Origin of the sequence: Curtobacterium sp. VKM Ac-2861 (genome assembly GCF_013204965.1) — a bacterium.
GTDB lineage: Bacteria > Actinomycetota > Actinomycetes > Actinomycetales > Microbacteriaceae > Curtobacterium.
In genome coordinates this window covers 56,569-72,401 of the sequence record NZ_JABMLA010000001.1, presented here as the reverse complement: position 1 = coordinate 72,401, position 15,833 = coordinate 56,569, and the positions used below count along the sequence as shown (strand labels likewise).

Here is a 15,833-nt window from a genome sequence, read left to right as displayed (position 1 = left end):
CCCTGCGCCGGTTCCTCCGGTCAGGCTGAGCGGACCTCGACGCCCTTCGCGGCCAGGGCCTCGGCGACGTGGGCGGGCAGCGGCGCAGCTGCGTACACGGTGCGGAGTGCCGGCAGGTCGAGGACGTCGTCCCAGTTCTGCGGGTCGAAGCGGTCGTCGGAGCCCTCCCACCCGGGGTGCACGTCCTGGAGCACCTCGAGCTCGGTGTCGACGGTGATCTCCGTGACGAGGGACAGGTGCGACGGCAGGAGTTCCAGGTCGTCGTAGTACTCACGGGCCCGGTCGTCCTGGCCGTCGACGTCGAGGTCCTCGTCCGTCTCGTCGGCCGTTTCCGGGTCGTAGGGGTCGAGCACGTCGAGGTCGTAGCAGAGGACGTCGAGCACCAGCAGCTTCGCGTTGAAGTCGGCGAACTCGACAGGCTCTTCGGTGGTGTTCGACTCGTGGTCCATGGCCCGGAGAGTATCCGTCGCCGAGCGACCGTGTTGCGATCGCGAGAAACCTTCCTGTGGGACTAGACAGCAAGGCGTCTCGCGCGCAAGGGTGACGCATGGCCACCACCAAGACGGACCGACCACAGCAGGAGCAGCCCGAGCTCCGCAGGGTCATCGGTCCCAAGCTCCTGCTGCTGTTCATCGTCGGCGACATCCTGGGAACGGGTGTCTACGCGCTCACCGGTCAGGTCGCGGCGGAGGTCGGAGGAGCAGCGTGGCTCCCCTTCCTCATCGCCTTCGCGGTCGCCTTGCTGACGGCGTTCTCGTACCTGGAACTCGTGACGAAGTACCCGCAGACCGCGGGCGCTGCGCTCTACGTGCACAAGGCGTTCGGCGTCCACTTCATCACCTTCATCGTGACCTTCATCGTGATGTGTTCCGGCATCACCTCGGCGTCGACGGCGTCGCGGGCGTTCGCCGCCAACCTCGGCGTCGGGTTCGGCCTCGAGTTGCCGAACGCCGTCGTGATGCTCATCGCCATGGGCTTCATGCTCGCGGTGATGGCGATCAACTTCCGCGGTGTCAGTGAGAGCGTGAAGACGAACGTGGTCCTCACCCTGGTCGAGCTGTCCGGTCTCGTCATGGTGATCCTGATCGGCTTCTGGGCGATCGCGGGTGGCAACGCGGACTTCTCGCGGGTGGTGATGTTCGAGACCCCGGAGGACAAGACCCTGCTCATGTCGATCTCCACGGCGACGTCGCTGGCGTTCTTCGCGATGGTCGGCTTCGAGGACTCGGTGAACATGGCCGAGGAGACCAAGGACCCCTCGCGCATCTTCCCGAAGGTGATGCTCACCGGCCTCGGCATCACGGCCGTGATCTACACGCTCGTGTCGATCTGCGCCGTGGCCGTCGTGCCGATCGGTGAGCTCGCCGGCAACGAGACCCCGCTCGTGACCGTCGTGCAGACCGCCGCCCCGGACTTCCCGATCGCCGACCTGCTGCCGTTCATCTCGATGTTCGCCGTGGCCAACACCGCCCTGATCAACATGATGATGGCGTCGCGACTGCTGTACGGCATGAGCAAGCAGGGCGTGCTGCCGGGCTTCCTGGCCCGCATCTCCCCCGCTCGTCGCACCCCGTCGAACGCGATCGTCTTCACCACCGCGATCTCCCTGCTGCTCATCGGCTGGGTCTCGCTCGACCCGGACTCCCCGATCGTGGTGGTCCTCGGTGGCACGACCTCGCTCCTGCTGCTCACCGTGTTCGCCGTCGTGAACCTGACGGTGCTCGTGCTCCGCCGCGACAAGGTCGACCACAAGCACTTCCGAGCCGGCGTGATCATCCCCGTCATCGGCATCATCACGTGTCTGTGGCTCGTGCTGCCGTTCTCGTCCGGCCGTGACCCGCAGCAGTACCAGATCGCCGGTGCACTGCTGGCCCTGGGTGTGCTGCTGTGGATCCTGACCTGGTTCACGCACGGTCGCAAGCAGCCCGAGAAGGCCCCGACCGGCCTGGTGACCGAACCGACGAAGGTGCAGCACCCGCCGCACGACCACCGCGACGTCTGATGGACGCGACCGCCGTCATCTGGACGATCGTCATCGCCGCCATCGCGCTCATCTCCCTGTCCGCCGGCGGATGGGGTCGGAGCAGGTCGCGCCGACGCCGACGCTGACGTCGGGGCTGACGGTCCTGGTGCACGAACCCCGTGTTCGGCGCACCAGGACCGTCAGTGCGTCACAGCGGCCCCCGATCGGGCGGGTGCGGTTCCCAGGCGGCGCCCGTACGCTCGTCGTGCTCCGCCTGCCCCGCCCCGTCCGTCGAGAGGTCCCGTCATGCGTCGTGTCGGCATCACGCTCGCGTCGGTGTTCGGCGCCGGCATCGTGGTCGTCGGGATCGGGGTCGTGGTGCTCGTCGTGATCGCGGTCAACTCGATCGCCGGCATCGCGAAGTCCAGCGCCGCCGACGCCACCCCCACGTGCCCGAAGGTCGCCTCCAAGACCGTCGGCGGCATGGTCGTCCCCGCCGGCCCCATCGCGGGCTTCTGCCAGGACCGCCTGGTGAACGCCGCGTCGGTGATCCAGGCCGCGAAGGCGGTCGGCATCGGGCCGCACACCCAGGCCGTCGGGGTCATGACGGCGATCGGCGAGTCGAGCCTGGTGAACCTGGACCACGGCGATGCCGCGGGACCGGACAGCCGCGGCCTGTTCCAGCAGCGCGACAACGGCGCCTGGGGCACGTACGAGCAGCGGATGGACCCGTACACGGCGGCGTCGATGTTCTACGCGAAGCTCGTCAAGGTCCCCGGCTGGAAGACGATGACGCCGACGCAGATGGCGCACGCGGTGCAGATCAACTCGGACCCCGAGCACTACGCGAAGTCCTGGCCCGCGGCGAAGGCCGTCGTCGAGGGGCTGACGGGCGAGACCGTGCCGGACACCGCCCCGCAGGGCTGACCGGGCACGAGACCGCCGGGCCCGTCGGTCACGCGACGTCCTGGTCCTGGTCGTGCTCGTCGAGTTCGACCATCGCGGCACCGCCGTCGTGGACGATGACCTGCGCGCGCAGCCGGATCGCGTGCTCGTCGAGGGCGCAGGCGCACGCGTCGACCCACTCCCAGTCGACCGGGTGCACGCGGTCGACACCGGGCCGCTCCCACGCGAGGACGACGTCGACCGCGCCGAGCTGTCCGACGATCTCGGAGATCAACGACGCGAAGTCACTGACGTGCTCGTCCGGTTGGTAGGGCAGGTCCGCGATGGGCAGCAGGAACGGGATCGACATCCCGAGCTCGTCGAGGAACACCACCCAGCACTGCCGGCGCACCGGGCGGTCGACCAGGGCGGCGACGAGTTGGACGACGTCGTCGTCGGTACGGACAGGGGTTCGGATGAGGCGGTCGAGGGTGTCGGTGTCAGGCATGACTCCAGCGTCGCGAACCCGGCCCGCACACTGACGGCCGCCGTGTGCATCTGTGGACAACCTGGCCGCCGCAGCCACCTGTGGAGGATGACTTGAGGCCGCGAGCCGTCCGACTTCGGCGATCCCGACGCCCCCGCGGTCGCTGGACGGGCCTCCAGTCCGAACCTGACCGGGTCGGCGAGGTTCCACGACGTGCCGCACGCTGATCACCGAGGTTCCAGACCTCGACGAACAGGGCGCCGACATGCCGAGATTTCGGAACCTCGGGACGGCAGCGCCCCTCAGATGCCGTGCGTCACCGAGCTCTCGATGAGCAACAGCGCCGCGAAGAACACCGCGACGACGGCGGCCATCCCGACGAGCACGACCGGCCACGCCAGCCGACGCCGCACCAGCCGCAGGATGCACACCACGATCGAGGCGACCAGCACCAGCGCGATCAGGATCGGCCCGACCGTCACGACCGAGTCCCCGAGCCCCACGTTGCAGGTGTTCCCCGGGGCAGCGCACGACACGAACGCCAACGACATGAGCTTGATGCCCCACCCCGCTGCCAACGCTTCGAGCGTGAGCACCACGAGCAGGGCGATGGAGGCGACCATGTCCGCGACGCGGCGGCGCCCTGCCAGGGGGTGACGGGCCTCCCGTCCGAACCGTGCCGGAGCCGACCCGAGCGGATCGAGACGCGCCCCCGGAACCGACTCCGGACCCGAGCCGGGAGCCGAACCGGCGTCGGCCGGACCGGACGACCGGGCGGGCGCGTCCATCAGGACCGCCGGCCGCGCGTGGACCAGAGGGCCGCGGCGATGAGCAGCGGCTGCCCGAAGAGGCGCGCGACGCGCTTCTCGTCGGTGTCCAGGCCGAACGCGTCGCGGCGGTTGACCCACTGCGACAGGTTGCCGGGGAAGATCACCGTGAAGAACAGTGCAGCGACGGAGCCGACGAAGCGCCGGGCCGGCTTCGGCGCGAGCACGAGGGCAGAACCGAGGGTGATCTCGGCGACACCGGAGGCCAGCACGGTCGCGTCCTCGGAGAGCGGCACGAACTCCGGGACCTGGGCCGTGAACTCCTTGCGCGCGAAGGTGAGGTGACTCGTGCCGGCGAACACGAGCGCCAGGCCGAGCAGGACGCGGAGGAAGGAACGCATGCCTCCATCGTGCCTGCTCCCGGGCGACGGTGCTCGCACGTGTACGGAACCCGACCGGCTCGGTACATTCAGACGTATGGGAGCACCCTCTCGGGATCACGAACCGCCAGCAGCCCCAGCGACCTTCGCCGTGCTGCTCGGTCCGGTCGCGTTCTACCTCGGCATCATCGTGCCGGCGCAGGGCACGGTCCGGCACGTCCTGCTGGGTGCGGCGTTCGGCGTCGTCTGCGTGCTGAGCGGCTGGCGTGCGATCGTCATCGCCGGTCGCCGTCGCCGGGCGGTGCAGGTCTGGGCATGGATCGGCATCGTGATCGGCGCGGCCGGGCTGGCCATGATCGTCTGGCAGCTGCTCGTCATCGTGACCGCCGGGGCGTTCCCGCCGCCGTTCTGGTCGCCCTACGCGAACCGCTGACGCGGGTCACCAGCCGAGCGTGCCCGGCGCTCCCTTGAACGGGCCGACGACGTCCGACGTGATCCAGCCGCCGTAGAAGTCGCCGTCCTGCGACTGCACGACCTCGCCGCCGACCTCGCACGAGTCCATCGCCGACGGGTAGATCGCGACGCGGTCCCGGAGCGACTCGTACCCCGGCTCGGGCGTCGGGTAGTTCCACGCGGCGCGGCTCGCGACGGTGCCGTCCCCGCCGACCACGTCGAAGTACCGCGCCCGGCCCTTGAACTCGCACATGCTCGACCCCTGGGCGGGGCGGAGGTCGAGGTCGGCCATCGGCAGGTAGTACACCGGAGGGTGCGAGGTCTCGAGGACCCGCACGGCATCGGTGGTGTCGGCCACGACGGTGCCACCGAACCGGACGACGACGCGGGCGGTGACGGGCTCGACGGCGGGCGGGCGGGGGTAGTCCCAGACCGATTCCTGTCCGGGGCCGGGTTCGATCCGTGTGGGATGGCGCATGGGATCGTGTCTACGCCGAACGGCTGCGGTCCGGCGGGCGGGTGGGGTGCACTGCGCCGCCGCAAGGTGCACCATGGGCGGGTGACGACGACGACACGCACGCTCTTCCGACGGAAGCCCATCGAGACGATCGATGACGACACCGGAGCCGAGGGTGGCCTGAAACGGCACCTCGGCCTCTGGCAGCTCACCGCGATCGGCATCGGCGGCATCATCGGCGCGGGGATCTTCACCCTCGCCGGCACCGTGGCGAACGGCGTCGCCGGTCCCGCGGTCCTCATCAGCTTCCTGGTCGCCGGCGTCGCGAGTGCTGCCGCAGCGCTGTCGTACGCCGAGTTCGCCGGCCTCATCCCGAAGGCCGGCAGCGCGTACACGTACGGCTACGCGGTCCTCGGCGAGATCGTCGGGTGGTTCATCGGGTGGGACCTGCTGCTCGAGTACACCGCGATCGTGGCGGTGGTCGCGATCGGTATCTCCGGCTACGTCGGGTTCCTGGTCGGCCAGTTCGGCATCGACCTGCCCGCGTGGATGCTCGGCGCGCCCGGCACCGGCGACGGCCACGTGATCGACGTCTTCGCGATCATCCTGTGCCTGGTCACCGCGTTCGTGCTCACCCGCGGCATCCGCAGTGCCGCCCGGTTCGAGTTCGTCGCCGTCGGCATCAAGGTCGCACTCGTCGTCCTCATCGTCGTGCTCGGCGTGTTCCACATCAACAGCGCGAACTACTCCCCGTACTTCCCGTTCGGCTTCGGCGGTGTGATGACCGGTGCCGCGACGGTGTTCTTCGCGGTGTTCGGCTACGACGCCATGTCCACCGCGGCCGAGGAGTCCGTCGACGCCCGCAAGCACATGCCGAAGGCGATCCTGCTGTCCCTCGGCATCTCGATGGTCCTGTACGTGCTGGCGACCCTGGTGCTGACCGGGATGCAGAAGTACACCGACATCGACCCGGCCTCGGGCTTCTCGTCGGCGTTCGCGTCCGTCGGCCTCGGTGGTGTCGCGAACGTCATCGCGATCGGTGCCATCGTCGGCATCGTCACGGTGCTCGTGACGTTCATGCTCGGTGCCAGCCGCGTCTGGTTCTCGATGAGCCGTGACGGCCTGATGCCGAAGTGGTTCTCGAAGACCGACCCGAAGCGCCACGTCCCGACCCGCGTGACGTGGATCCTCGGCATCGCATCGGCGATCCTGGCGGGCGTCCTACCCATCGGCGTCGTCGCCGAACTCACGAACATCGGGATCCTGCTCGCGTTCGTGGTGGTCTGCTCCGCGGTGATCGTGCTCCGCTACCGCCAGCCCGACCTCGACCGCCAGTTCCGGCTGCCGTTCATGCCGGTCATCCCGATCATCGGCGTCATCGCGTCGCTGTGGCTCGTGACGTTCCTGCAGTGGGAGACGTGGGTGCGGTTCGCGGTCTGGTTCGCGATCGGCCTGGGCGTGTACTTCGGCTACTCGCGGAAGCACAGCAAGTTGGCGGCCGGCGAGCCGACCGACGCGACGAAGCCGTAGCGAGCAGGCGCCCTAGCGTCCGCTCCAGCGCACCCAGCCCTGCACCTGTGCCGCAGCGCTCTCGAGCGAGGAGTGCGCCCCGTTGATCGAGTGGTCCGGCGAGTCCACCGTGAACTGGTCCGTCCGGGTGACGTCGCAGACGACCTCGGAGCCGAGCCACACGTTCCAGTGGTCTGCGGAGTCGTGCACCCACCGCAAGCGGTCCGGCATGAGCGTGTCCAATCGAGTGGAGAGCGACGAACAGTCGTCGCCCGTCCACGCAGACGGTAGCCCTGCTCGATGTGTGCCGTTCGGGTCGGCGGCTCCGCGCGTCGGTGGCACCTGGCACGATTGACCCGTGCCAGCAGCCCCGATGATCGACGCCGTCGACGTCATCCGTTTCGTCGGGCCGCAGACCTTCGGTCGCGCACGCGACGTCGTGCGTGCCGGTCTGGTCGACGATGCCGTCTGGAACGCCGACGACGGCACCGTCACGGCGACCGTCTCCGGCACCGCCGACGACCCGTACGAGTGCCGCATCGACATGACCGTGGCGCGCGGCGACTTCATCCGCCCGGTCCGCAGCACGTGCAGCTGCCCCCTCGGCGGCGACTGCAAGCACGTCGCCGCCGCACTGCTCACCATCAACGCGCGTGCCCTGGCCGCCAACGCCGGCCCGCGTCCGGAAGCGCCGGCTCCGCCGCCCTCGGACTGGAGGCACGACCTCGCCCGCCTCGCCGGCGACGACGAGCAGGCGGTCGCCCCGCAGGGCACCCGGATGGGTCTGCAGTTCGAGTTGCGTGACGCGGTCCCCGCCGCCCTCGCGGCCCGCGCCCGGGCCGCCGGCCGAGCCCTGCCGGCGCCGTCCCGCACGGTCCGGCTCGGGGCCCGGCCGGTGACCCGGAGCGACGCCGGCAACTGGGTGCGCGGGCAGCTCACCTGGGGCACGCTCCCCTACTCGCAGAACCGCCTGGGCCTCGGCCCCGAGCAGCACGGGTGGTTCATGCAGCTCGCGGCCCTGCACCGTGCCGGCCAGCTCGCGGGGTTGCCCGGCGAGAGCGATTGGCTGCACCTCGACGACTTCCGCAGCCCGCTGCTTTGGCCGTTGCTCCGGCAGGCGTCGGCGCTCGACATCGCCTTCGTGACCGGCAAGCGCGAGGGCGGAGTGGTCCTCGGCGAGCAGGCCCAGGTGCTGCTCGATGTCTCCCGGCCCGGTGTCGCCCGGCACGACGACGCCGTGGTGATCGGCGCGAGCGCTGTGCTCGACGGCCGCCCGGTGGTCCCCGGTGCAGCGCGGATGGTCGGCGACCACGGCGTGTACGTGTTCCGCGAGAGCCCCGAGTTCACCGTCGGGCTCGCACCGACCCCGGCGCCCGTGCCCGAGGACCAACGGCGCATGCTCCTCGAGGGCACCCGCATCACGGTGCCGACGGCCGAGGTCGACGAGTTCCTGGCCGACTGGTCGCCCCGGCTGCGCGGTGCCCTCGGGCTCGTCAGCTCCGACGGATCGGTCGAGCTGCCCGAGCGCACCCCGCCCGAACTCGTGCTGACGGCGACGTTCGAGCCGGCCCGGGCGCCCCGCACCGACGACCGGGTGCACCTGCACTGGCGCTGGCACGTCGACGGCCGCAAGGACCCGGTCTCGCTGTACGGTCCGCTCCCCGACCTGTCCGGGCTCCGCGCCGCGGACGATCCAGCCAGCACCGACGACTCCGCGAGCGCCGAGGCGGCGACCGCCGACGCCGACGCGCCCGCGGCCCTGGAACCCGTCACGTCGACAACGCGAGCCGACGACGCGACGTCGGGCGAGCCTCCCGTCCGCCCTGCCAGACCCGGTGGCGGACTGGACTGGTTCCAGGACGGCACCATCGACGGGGCCGACGTCGCGGTGTTCGCGAACGAGTTCCTGCCGGAGTTGCCGGCGCTCGGCGTCCGCACGGTGGTGCAGGGTGAGCGCCTCGACTACGAGCGGTTGAGCGGGCGGCCGCACATCCGCGTCACGACGATGCCGTCGGACAAGCACGACTGGTTCGACCTCGGCATCATCGTGAGCGTGAACGGCAAGCAGATCCCGTTCACCCCGCTGCTCACCGCGCTGGCCGGTCGGCAGCGGCGACTCAAGCTCGTGGACAACTCGTACCTGTCGCTCGCCGACCCCGCGTTCGACCGACTCAAGGAACTCATCGACGAGGCCCGCGACCTCGACGAGTGGCAGCCCGACCAGCCGATCCAGGTGACGCCGCTGCAGGCCGGGCTGTGGACCGAGTTCGACCTGCTCGCCGACGAGACCTCGCACGACGAACGCTGGCAGGCGATCACCGCGGGGCTGATGGGGGCGACTCCCCCGGGTGACGTCCCGGTGCCGGACACCGTGCACGCTGAACTGCGGCCGTACCAGCACGCCGGGTTCGCCTGGCTGTCGTTCCTGGCGGCGCACGGCATCGGCGGGGTGCTCGCCGATGACATGGGCCTCGGCAAGACCCTGCAGGTGCTCGCGATGGTCGCCGCCCGTCGAGCCGCCGAGCCCGACGGGGCGCCGTTCCTCGTCGTCGCGCCGACCTCGGTCGTCGGCAACTGGGTGGCCGAGGCGGCGAAGTTCACGCCGTCACTGCGGGTGGCCGCCGTCACCTCGACATCGCTGAAGGACCCCGGTCTCGTCGCCCGCACGGCCTCGCAGGCCGACGTCGTCGTCACCTCGTACGCGCTGCTCCGGCTCGACTCGCAGGCGTGGACCGACCTGCCGTGGTCGGCGCTCGTGCTCGACGAAGCGCAGTTCGTGAAGAACCCGCAGTCGCAGACCCACCGAGTGGCATCCGAGCTGCAGGCGCCCGTGAAGTTCGCCATCACCGGCACCCCGCTCGAGAACGGGCTCACCGACCTGTGGGCGCTGTTCCACATCGTCGCGCCCGGGCTGCTGTCGACGTGGACCCGGTTCGGCGACGACTACGTGAAGCCGCTCGCTTCCCCCGAGCTCCGGGGCGAAGCGCGCCAACAGCTCACCGCGAAGCTCCGGCGGCGGATCCGGCCGCTCATGCTCCGCCGGACGAAGCAGGCCGTCGCCGCCGACCTGCCGCCGAAGCAGGAACAGGTCGTCCGGGTCACGCTCGACCCCGCGCACCGCGAGCTGTACGAGCGCACGCTCAACCGCGAGCGACTGAAGGTCCTCGACCTGATCGACGACCTGTCGAAGAACCGGATGATCGTGTTCCGGTCGTTGACGCTGCTGCGGATGCTCGCGCTGTCGCCGGCGTTGGTCTCGAACGGGTCGGACTCGCCCCTGTCGCCGTCGACGCCGATCCCCTCCGCCAAGCTCGACCTGCTGCTCGACGAACTCGAACAGCTCGCGGCAGAGGGCCGACGCGCCCTGGTGTTCAGCCAGTTCACGTCGTTCCTGCGGATGGTGTCCGATGCCCTCGACGAACGGGGCGTCGGCTACGAGTACCTCGACGGCTCGACCCGCAAACGGCCCGAGGTGATCGAGCGCTTCCGGCAGGGCACCGCGCCCGCGTTCCTCATCTCGCTGAAGGCCGGCGGCTTCGGACTCACCCTGACCGAGGCCGACACCGTGTTCGTACTCGACCCGTGGTGGAACCCCGCAGCCGAGTCCCAGGCCGTCGACCGGACCCACCGCATCGGGCAGACCCGGTCGGTGAGCGTACAGCGCTTCATCGCCGAGGACACCATCGAGGAGAAGGTCCTGGCCCTCGCCGCGCGCAAGGCCGAGCTGTTCGCCACGATGATCGACGACGACGCCCTGTTCGCCGACGACCTGACCGCCGACGACATCCGCTCGTTGCTCGCCTGACGCGCGGGAGCGGTCAGGCGAGCGCGAGCACGGGTGTCAGCGGGCGCGGGCGTCGGCGGGCGGGCGCGTCAGCGTGCGAGCGCGTCGATCGCCGCGACCTCGTCCGCCGAGAGCTCGATGCGGGCACCGGCGGCGTTCGACCGGATGCGCTCCGGGTTCGACGACTTCGGGATGACGACGAAGCCGTGCGCGACGTGCCACGCGACGATGACCTGGGCGCTGTCGGCGTCGTGCTCGCCCGCGATGTCGAGCAGCGTCGGGTCCTGCAGGTTGCTCGCCTTGAAGGGGCTGTAGCCCTCGAGCACGACCCCGCGCTCGGACAGCCCGTCAGCGATCGTCTGGTCGTACTCGACCGGGCTCCACTTGATCTGGTTCACGGCCGGGGTGGTGCCGGTCGCGGTGACGAGCTCGTCGATCTGGTCGAGCGAGTAGTTGCTCACACCCACGGCTCGGGTCAGTCCGTCGACCTGCGCCTGGACGACCTGCTCCCACACGTCCGGGCGGGCCTCGCCGTTCGGCGGCCAGTGCACGAGCCAGAGGTCCAGGTGGTCGAGGCCGAGCTGGTCGAGGCTCTCCTCGATCGTCTCGCGCACGCGGTCGGCGTTGTCCGGCGGCAGCTTCGTCGTCACGAACACGTCGTCGCGGGCCAGGCCGGACCCGGCGAGGGCCTTGCCGACACCGCGCTGGTTGCTGTAGCCGGTGGCGGTGTCGATGTGGCGGTACCCGGCCGCCAGTGCTTCGCCGACGGCGGCGGGGGCCTCGCCGTCGGGGATCTGCCAGGTGCCGAAGCCCAGGAGCGGCATCGACCCACCGGTGACGGACACGGACGGATTCGCGTAATCGGTCATGCGGACCTGTCTACGCCGTGGTCGTTCGGCCGCTCAGAGCGTGGCGGTCCGCAGCCATGTCCGAGGTCTCCGCCATGATCGTCGAGGCCACCCGGCCGGTCCCACCGCACCACTGCACCACCGCACCGCCGCACCACCAGGAGTTCCACGCACCCATGACGTCCCGCCGACGCCGCCGTACCCGCATCAGCCTCACCTCCGTCCTCGTCGTCCTGGCCCTCGCGGTCGGCGGCTACGCGCTCGACGCCACCGGCGTCCTCGGACCGAACGCCGACGCGGCCGCCGGGCCCACGGCGGTCGCCACGGCCACGGTCGGCACCGAGAGCGACGCACCGGAGCCGAGCCGGGCCTCCAGTCCGACGAATCCGACGGATGCGACGGATCCGACGGATCCGACCGTCAGCACGTCGACCGACACCGACGCTGCGGACGCCCGCGCGCTCCTCGCCACGCTGCCCGTCAAGGGCAAGGCCGCCGGCACCGGCTACGACCGCACCGGCGAGTTCGGCAGCGCGTGGATCGACGTCGACCACAACGGCTGCGACACCCGGAACGACGTGCTCGCGCGCGACCTCAGCGGCATCGTGCGCCAGGGGCCGTGCAAGGTGGTGACCGGCACGCTCGTCTCGCCGTACACCGGCGCGACGATCGACTTCGTGCGCGGCAACACGACCTCGACCCTCGTGCAGATCGACCACGTCGTCGCGCTCGAGAACGCCTGGCGCACCGGTGCCCAGCAGCTGAGCCAGTCGGAGCGTGAGGCCCTGGCGAACGACCCGTCGAACCTGTTCGCCGTCGACGGCCGGTCGAACTCGCAGAAGCGCTCGGGTGACGCCGCGACCTGGCTGCCCGCGAACAAGGCCTTCCGCTGCACCTACATCGAGCACCAGGTGTCCGTGAAGGCCGAGTACCGTCTGTGGGTCGCGCCGGCCGAGCGCGATGCGATGGAGCGGGTGCTCGGCGCCTGCTGACGTCGGGCGGTCTGCCGCCGCTGAGTGTCGACCTGGAGGCCCGGCGCACCTCCGCCCCGCGTGGCAGGCTGCGGACATGGCTGAGCAACTCACGGTCCCGCAGGCGTTCGCGCTCCTCCAGGTCGACCCCGACGGCCGCAAGTCCCTCGACGGGCAGACGCTGGACACCGGTCTCGCGGGAGCGGTCCTCGCCGACCTGGCGCTCCGCGTTGCCGTCTCGCTGCAGAACAGCCTGGTCACCGTCGTCGACGGCGCCGCCACGGGCGACCCGGTGCTCGACGGTGTCGTCGGCTCGATCGCGGCGTCCGGCGCGCCGCGCAAGGCGAAGTGGTGGGTGAGCCGGCTCGGGAAGCAGCGGCTCCGCGACGACGTCTTCGCCGGACTCGTCGAGCGAGGGATCATCCGCGTCGAGCAGGGCAAGGTGCTCGGGCTCTTCCCCACCACGAAGCACCCGGAGCGCGACGGAGCGCCGGAGGCGCTGCTGCGATCGGGCATCGCGGACGTCCTGGCTCGGCGGGCGACCCCGACACCGTTCTCTGCTGCGGTCATCGGGCTGCTCGACGCGACGAACACGCTCCGCAAGCAGTTCGGCGCGGTCGACAAGGGACTGGTGCAGGAGATCACCTCGGGCACCTGGGCGAGCCCCGCGGTGAAGGCCGTGCTCGAGGAGATCCAGGCCGCGGCGATGATCGTCATCATGGCGGCGACCACCGCGACGACAACCACGGTCATCACGAGCTGACGTCGCCAGCACACCCTGCAAAACGACAGGTGTAGCCTAAAGGGAATTCATCGTCGAAGACCTCAGGAGGCCTCCCCATGCCCGAAACCAGCACCAGCACGTCCCGCTTCGCCGACCGCGTCGTCCTCATCACCGGCGGCGGCTCCGGCCTCGGTCGCGCCACCGCCATCCGTCTGGCCGCCGAGGGTGCCGCTCTCTCCCTCGTCGACGTCTCCGAGCAGGGACTCGAGTCCTCGAAGGCCGCCGTGCTCGAGGCCACCCCCGACGCCCAGGTCCTGACCACCGTTGCCGACGTCTCCGACGAGGCCCAGGTCGACGCCTACGTCGCAGCCACCACCGAGCGCTTCGGCCGCATCGACGGCTTCTTCAACAACGCCGGCATCGAGGGCAAGCAGAACCCCACCGAGTCGTTCACCGCCGCCGAGTTCGACAAGGTCGTGTCGATCAACCTGCGTGGCGTGTTCCTCGGCCTCGAGAAGGTCCTCAAGGTCATGCGTGAGCAGGGCTCCGGCATGGTCGTGAACACCGCGAGCGTCGGCGGCATCCGCGGCATCGGCAACCAGTCCGGGTACGCCGCCGCCAAGCACGGCGTCGTCGGCCTGACCCGCAACTCCGCCGTCGAGTACGGCCGCTACGGCATCCGCATCAACGCCATCGCCCCCGGAGCCATCTGGACGCCGATGGTCGAGAACTCGATGAAGCAGCTCGACGCGGAGAACCCCCGCAAGGCCGCCGAGGAGTTCATCCAGGTCAACCCGACGAAGCGCTACGGCGAAGCCTCCGAGATCGCCGCCGTCGTCGCGTTCCTGCTGTCCGACGACGCGTCCTACGTCAACGCGACGGTCGTCCCGATCGACGGCGGGCAGTCGGCCGCGTACTGAGCCGCACCGGTCCGACGCCCGGCGCACCTCCTCGTGCGCCGGGTGACGACCTGGAGGCCCGGCTCGGCCCCGCCGTGTCCGTCCAGCGTGACAGCATGGTCGGCGTGAGCAACGACGAGACGAACGGATCCGCCTTCGGCCGAGGCGTCGACAAGGCCCCGCCGACCGCGGCCGCCGAACTCCGCCGCCGGATGGCAGCCTCGCCGGCGGGCTTCCTGCGCAGCGCGGCATGGGTCCCTTGGAAGCCGGCGGGCACTCCGGAGGCCGGCAGCGTCGCGCACGTCATGATCCGTGACAAGCCGTTCGTGCCCGTCTTCACCGACCCCGCCGAACTCGCCGCTGGCCTGCCCGACGCCGAGGGGCGTCCGGTTCCGATGTCCGAGCTCGTGACCGCCCTGCCCGAGGAGTTCGGCATCGTGGTCGACCCGACGAGTGCCGAGGCGGCGAACTTCCTGCACGCCGACGTCCTCGCCCAGATGCGGGTCCAGATGCAGGGTGGCGTCCCGACGGTCGACGGCTGAGGCCCCTTCCGAGCGGGTGCGGGGCAGGCGCCGGCGGCAGGCCGTCGTCATTCGACGAACGCTAGAATAGGCATACCAATCTAGCGCCGGGCAGGTCGGCCGCTGCTCAGCTGCTCGCGGTCAAAGCGGCTCCGGCGATCGCCCACCAGTAGCCCAGCAGCGCTCCTGCCGGGACTGCAAGTACGGCGACCGCGACGGCGCGACGCATCAGCCGTTTCCGAGCTGCCGCCTGGGCGATCTCCCGCTCGAGCCGTTCGAATCGCTGGACGTGGCGAAGGGTGTCGTTCACCACGACAGCCTCGACGTGCCAGGTTCCGCGTTCCTCGGCCAGCATCGACAGGAACCGGGCGGCTTCGTCGGAGTGGACTCGCGGCAGATCCCTGATCCAGGCGCCGATCTGACGGGGCTCGACCGTCACGACGGCCGGTGCCGTCTTCCCGAACCGCAGCGAATCCGCTGCGATGACCAGGATTGGCTGCACCGGGATCGGTCCGCCGGCCGCGGCGGACAACAGGCGAGTCGCTCGTTCCCCCTCGGCGAGGGCGCGGTGCACGTGCGGTGTCCGCTGCCCGTTCACGGTCAGCATCCGGCCGCCGACCCACACCTTCTGCCCCGAATGGTTCTTGGTGTTGATCGAGAACACGCCGGTGGGTCCGACGACGACGTGGTCGATGTCCGTCGTGCTCTTCCCGACCGGTACCGCGTGCAGCACCGTGAACTCGGGGCCGAGCTCATCGAGCTGGGCAGCGACCTGCCGTTCTCCGATAGCGCCCTTGAACCACGAGCGGGCCTCGTCACGAAGCGGGTCGTGCCCCCAGAAGCGCTGCCAGCCGGTTCGCGCCGGCCCCTCAGCCTGGATGGCCAGGCACTCCTGCATGACCGCGTACCCGGGCTTCCGTGCACGGAGCGTCAGCGCGGCCCCGCCCCTCGGAGTCGGGCGGTGGTCGGCGACAGCGGTGTTCTCCCCCATGTGTCCACCGTCCCAGGACGACAGGTGTCGGGACCAGCCCTCGTTCTGGCGTCACAGCCGCGGCGGTGCGGCTCGGCGCTCTGGCACGCTGACGGTTCTGGTTCACGATCGCCGGACTTCCTGAACCAGGACCGTCACTCGCCTGGCAGCACGCCCGGCTCCGCCACCGAGCGGCGGCGGAGCGGCCGGCGCGG

General features: G+C 70.5%; 16 protein-coding genes and 1 pseudogene. 9 read left to right on the top strand and 8 right to left on the bottom strand.

Annotated elements, in window-relative coordinates:
• Positions 1-20 precede the first annotated feature (20 nt).
• Positions 21-449, bottom strand: a complete 429-nt coding sequence (locus HQQ88_RS00275; RefSeq protein WP_123292413.1) for a hypothetical protein — start codon at positions 447-449, stop codon at positions 21-23.
• Positions 450-547: 98 nt separating this feature from the next.
• Here HQQ88_RS00275 and HQQ88_RS00270 point away from each other — a divergent pair, with 98 nt between their 5' ends.
• Together HQQ88_RS00270 and HQQ88_RS00265 are read left to right on the top strand one after the other, a co-directional pair.
• Entirely contained in the window at positions 548-2,002 is a 1,455-nt protein-coding gene (locus HQQ88_RS00270; RefSeq protein WP_123292412.1) for an APC family permease, read from the top strand.
• Between the two features lie 267 nt (positions 2,003-2,269).
• The gene (locus HQQ88_RS00265) at positions 2,270-2,890 is read left to right on the top strand and encodes a hypothetical protein (protein WP_123340324.1); all 621 of its coding nucleotides are present in this window, start codon (positions 2,270-2,272) and stop codon (positions 2,888-2,890) included.
• A 28-nt stretch (positions 2,891-2,918) separates the two neighbouring features.
• Here the strand turns inward: HQQ88_RS00265 and HQQ88_RS00260 are convergent, their stop codons facing one another.
• From HQQ88_RS00260 to HQQ88_RS00250, 3 genes and pseudogenes are all read right to left on the bottom strand, one after another.
• Entirely contained in the window at positions 2,919-3,356 is a 438-nt protein-coding gene (locus HQQ88_RS00260; protein ID WP_123292410.1) for a hypothetical protein, read from the bottom strand.
• A gap of 281 nt (positions 3,357-3,637) precedes the next feature.
• A pseudogene (locus HQQ88_RS19270) lies at positions 3,638-4,156 on the bottom strand (DUF6264 family protein); the annotation flags it as partial.
• A complete protein-coding gene (locus tag HQQ88_RS00250; RefSeq protein WP_123292408.1) occupies positions 4,123-4,503 on the bottom strand; it encodes a hypothetical protein in 381 nt (126 codons plus the stop codon). The gene HQQ88_RS00250 and the pseudogene HQQ88_RS19270, both read right to left, overlap by 34 nt.
• Positions 4,504-4,579: 76 nt before the next feature.
• On the opposite strand from HQQ88_RS00250, the gene HQQ88_RS00245 reads away from it, so the two are divergent.
• The gene (locus HQQ88_RS00245) at positions 4,580-4,915 is read left to right on the top strand and encodes a hypothetical protein (protein WP_173168329.1); all 336 of its coding nucleotides are present in this window, start codon (positions 4,580-4,582) and stop codon (positions 4,913-4,915) included.
• A 6-nt stretch (positions 4,916-4,921) separates the two neighbouring features.
• Here HQQ88_RS00245 and HQQ88_RS00240 read toward each other — a convergent pair whose 3' ends face one another.
• Positions 4,922-5,413, bottom strand: coding sequence for a DUF427 domain-containing protein (locus HQQ88_RS00240; protein ID WP_123292406.1), 492 nt, complete (start codon positions 5,411-5,413; stop codon positions 4,922-4,924).
• Between the two features lie 81 nt (positions 5,414-5,494).
• On the opposite strand from HQQ88_RS00240, the gene HQQ88_RS00235 reads away from it, so the two are divergent.
• Positions 5,495-6,922 carry an amino acid permease gene (locus HQQ88_RS00235; RefSeq protein ID WP_123292405.1) on the top strand — a complete coding sequence of 476 codons (1,428 nt, stop codon included), beginning with the start codon at positions 5,495-5,497 and terminating at the stop codon, positions 6,920-6,922.
• A gap of 12 nt (positions 6,923-6,934) precedes the next feature.
• Here HQQ88_RS00235 and HQQ88_RS00230 read toward each other — a convergent pair whose 3' ends face one another.
• Positions 6,935-7,132 carry a hypothetical protein gene (locus tag HQQ88_RS00230; protein ID WP_123292404.1) on the bottom strand — a complete coding sequence of 66 codons (198 nt, stop codon included), beginning with the start codon at positions 7,130-7,132 and terminating at the stop codon, positions 6,935-6,937.
• A 127-nt stretch (positions 7,133-7,259) separates the two neighbouring features.
• Between HQQ88_RS00230 and HQQ88_RS00225 the strand changes: the two genes are divergently transcribed.
• Positions 7,260-10,706, top strand: coding sequence for a DEAD/DEAH box helicase (locus HQQ88_RS00225; protein ID WP_173168328.1), 3,447 nt, complete (start codon positions 7,260-7,262; stop codon positions 10,704-10,706).
• Positions 10,707-10,774: 68 nt separating this feature from the next.
• Here the strand turns inward: HQQ88_RS00225 and HQQ88_RS00220 are convergent, their stop codons facing one another.
• A complete protein-coding gene (locus tag HQQ88_RS00220) occupies positions 10,775-11,554 on the bottom strand; it encodes an aldo/keto reductase (RefSeq protein WP_216833873.1) in 780 nt (259 codons plus the stop codon).
• 56 nt (positions 11,555-11,610) lie between these two features.
• Here HQQ88_RS00220 and HQQ88_RS00215 point away from each other — a divergent pair, with 56 nt between their 5' ends.
• The 4 genes from HQQ88_RS00215 (at position 11,611) to HQQ88_RS19265 (ending at position 14,669) form a co-directional block, all read left to right on the top strand.
• Complete coding sequence (locus HQQ88_RS00215; RefSeq protein WP_254066812.1) at positions 11,611-12,525, top strand: HNH endonuclease family protein; 915 nt, start codon at positions 11,611-11,613, stop codon at positions 12,523-12,525.
• 76 nt (positions 12,526-12,601) lie between these two features.
• Positions 12,602-13,267 (top strand): GPP34 family phosphoprotein, encoded by a 666-nt coding sequence (locus HQQ88_RS00210; protein ID WP_173168327.1) that lies wholly within the window; start codon positions 12,602-12,604, stop codon positions 13,265-13,267.
• Between the two features lie 77 nt (positions 13,268-13,344).
• On the top strand, positions 13,345-14,148 hold the full coding sequence (locus tag HQQ88_RS00205; protein WP_173168326.1) for a glucose 1-dehydrogenase: 804 nt from the start codon (positions 13,345-13,347) through the stop codon (positions 14,146-14,148).
• A 104-nt stretch (positions 14,149-14,252) separates the two neighbouring features.
• Positions 14,253-14,669, top strand: coding sequence for an SseB family protein (locus HQQ88_RS19265; RefSeq protein WP_173168325.1), 417 nt, complete (start codon positions 14,253-14,255; stop codon positions 14,667-14,669).
• Between the two features lie 106 nt (positions 14,670-14,775).
• Here the strand turns inward: HQQ88_RS19265 and HQQ88_RS00195 are convergent, their stop codons facing one another.
• Positions 14,776-15,639: a nuclease-related domain-containing protein gene (locus tag HQQ88_RS00195; RefSeq protein ID WP_173168324.1), complete on the bottom strand. Its 864-nt coding sequence runs from the start codon at positions 15,637-15,639 to the stop codon at positions 14,776-14,778.
• Positions 15,640-15,833 lie beyond the last annotated feature (194 nt).

What these genes read in the sequence shown, in the direction of transcription:
- HQQ88_RS00220 (WP_216833873.1), bottom strand. Translation starts at nt 11,554, where the DNA reads ATGACCGATTACGCGAATCCGTCCGTGTCCGTCACCGGTGGGTCGATG.
- HQQ88_RS00230 (WP_123292404.1), bottom strand. Translation starts at nt 7,132, where the DNA reads ATGCCGGACCGCTTGCGGTGGGTGCACGACTCCGCAGACCACTGGAAC.
- HQQ88_RS00275 (WP_123292413.1), bottom strand. Translation starts at nt 449, where the DNA reads ATGGACCACGAGTCGAACACCACCGAAGAGCCTGTCGAGTTCGCCGAC.
- HQQ88_RS00265 (WP_123340324.1), top strand. Translation starts at nt 2,270, where the DNA reads ATGCGTCGTGTCGGCATCACGCTCGCGTCGGTGTTCGGCGCCGGCATC.
- HQQ88_RS00270 (WP_123292412.1), top strand. Translation starts at nt 548, where the DNA reads ATGGCCACCACCAAGACGGACCGACCACAGCAGGAGCAGCCCGAGCTC.
- HQQ88_RS00260 (WP_123292410.1), bottom strand. Translation starts at nt 3,356, where the DNA reads ATGCCTGACACCGACACCCTCGACCGCCTCATCCGAACCCCTGTCCGT.
- HQQ88_RS00245 (WP_173168329.1), top strand. Translation starts at nt 4,580, where the DNA reads ATGGGAGCACCCTCTCGGGATCACGAACCGCCAGCAGCCCCAGCGACC.
- HQQ88_RS00215 (WP_254066812.1), top strand. Translation starts at nt 11,611, where the DNA reads ATGTCCGAGGTCTCCGCCATGATCGTCGAGGCCACCCGGCCGGTCCCA.
- HQQ88_RS00205 (WP_173168326.1), top strand. Translation starts at nt 13,345, where the DNA reads ATGCCCGAAACCAGCACCAGCACGTCCCGCTTCGCCGACCGCGTCGTC.
- HQQ88_RS00210 (WP_173168327.1), top strand. Translation starts at nt 12,602, where the DNA reads ATGGCTGAGCAACTCACGGTCCCGCAGGCGTTCGCGCTCCTCCAGGTC.
- HQQ88_RS00240 (WP_123292406.1), bottom strand. Translation starts at nt 5,413, where the DNA reads ATGCGCCATCCCACACGGATCGAACCCGGCCCCGGACAGGAATCGGTC.
- HQQ88_RS00250 (WP_123292408.1), bottom strand. Translation starts at nt 4,503, where the DNA reads ATGCGTTCCTTCCTCCGCGTCCTGCTCGGCCTGGCGCTCGTGTTCGCC.
- HQQ88_RS00195 (WP_173168324.1), bottom strand. Translation starts at nt 15,639, where the DNA reads ATGGGGGAGAACACCGCTGTCGCCGACCACCGCCCGACTCCGAGGGGC.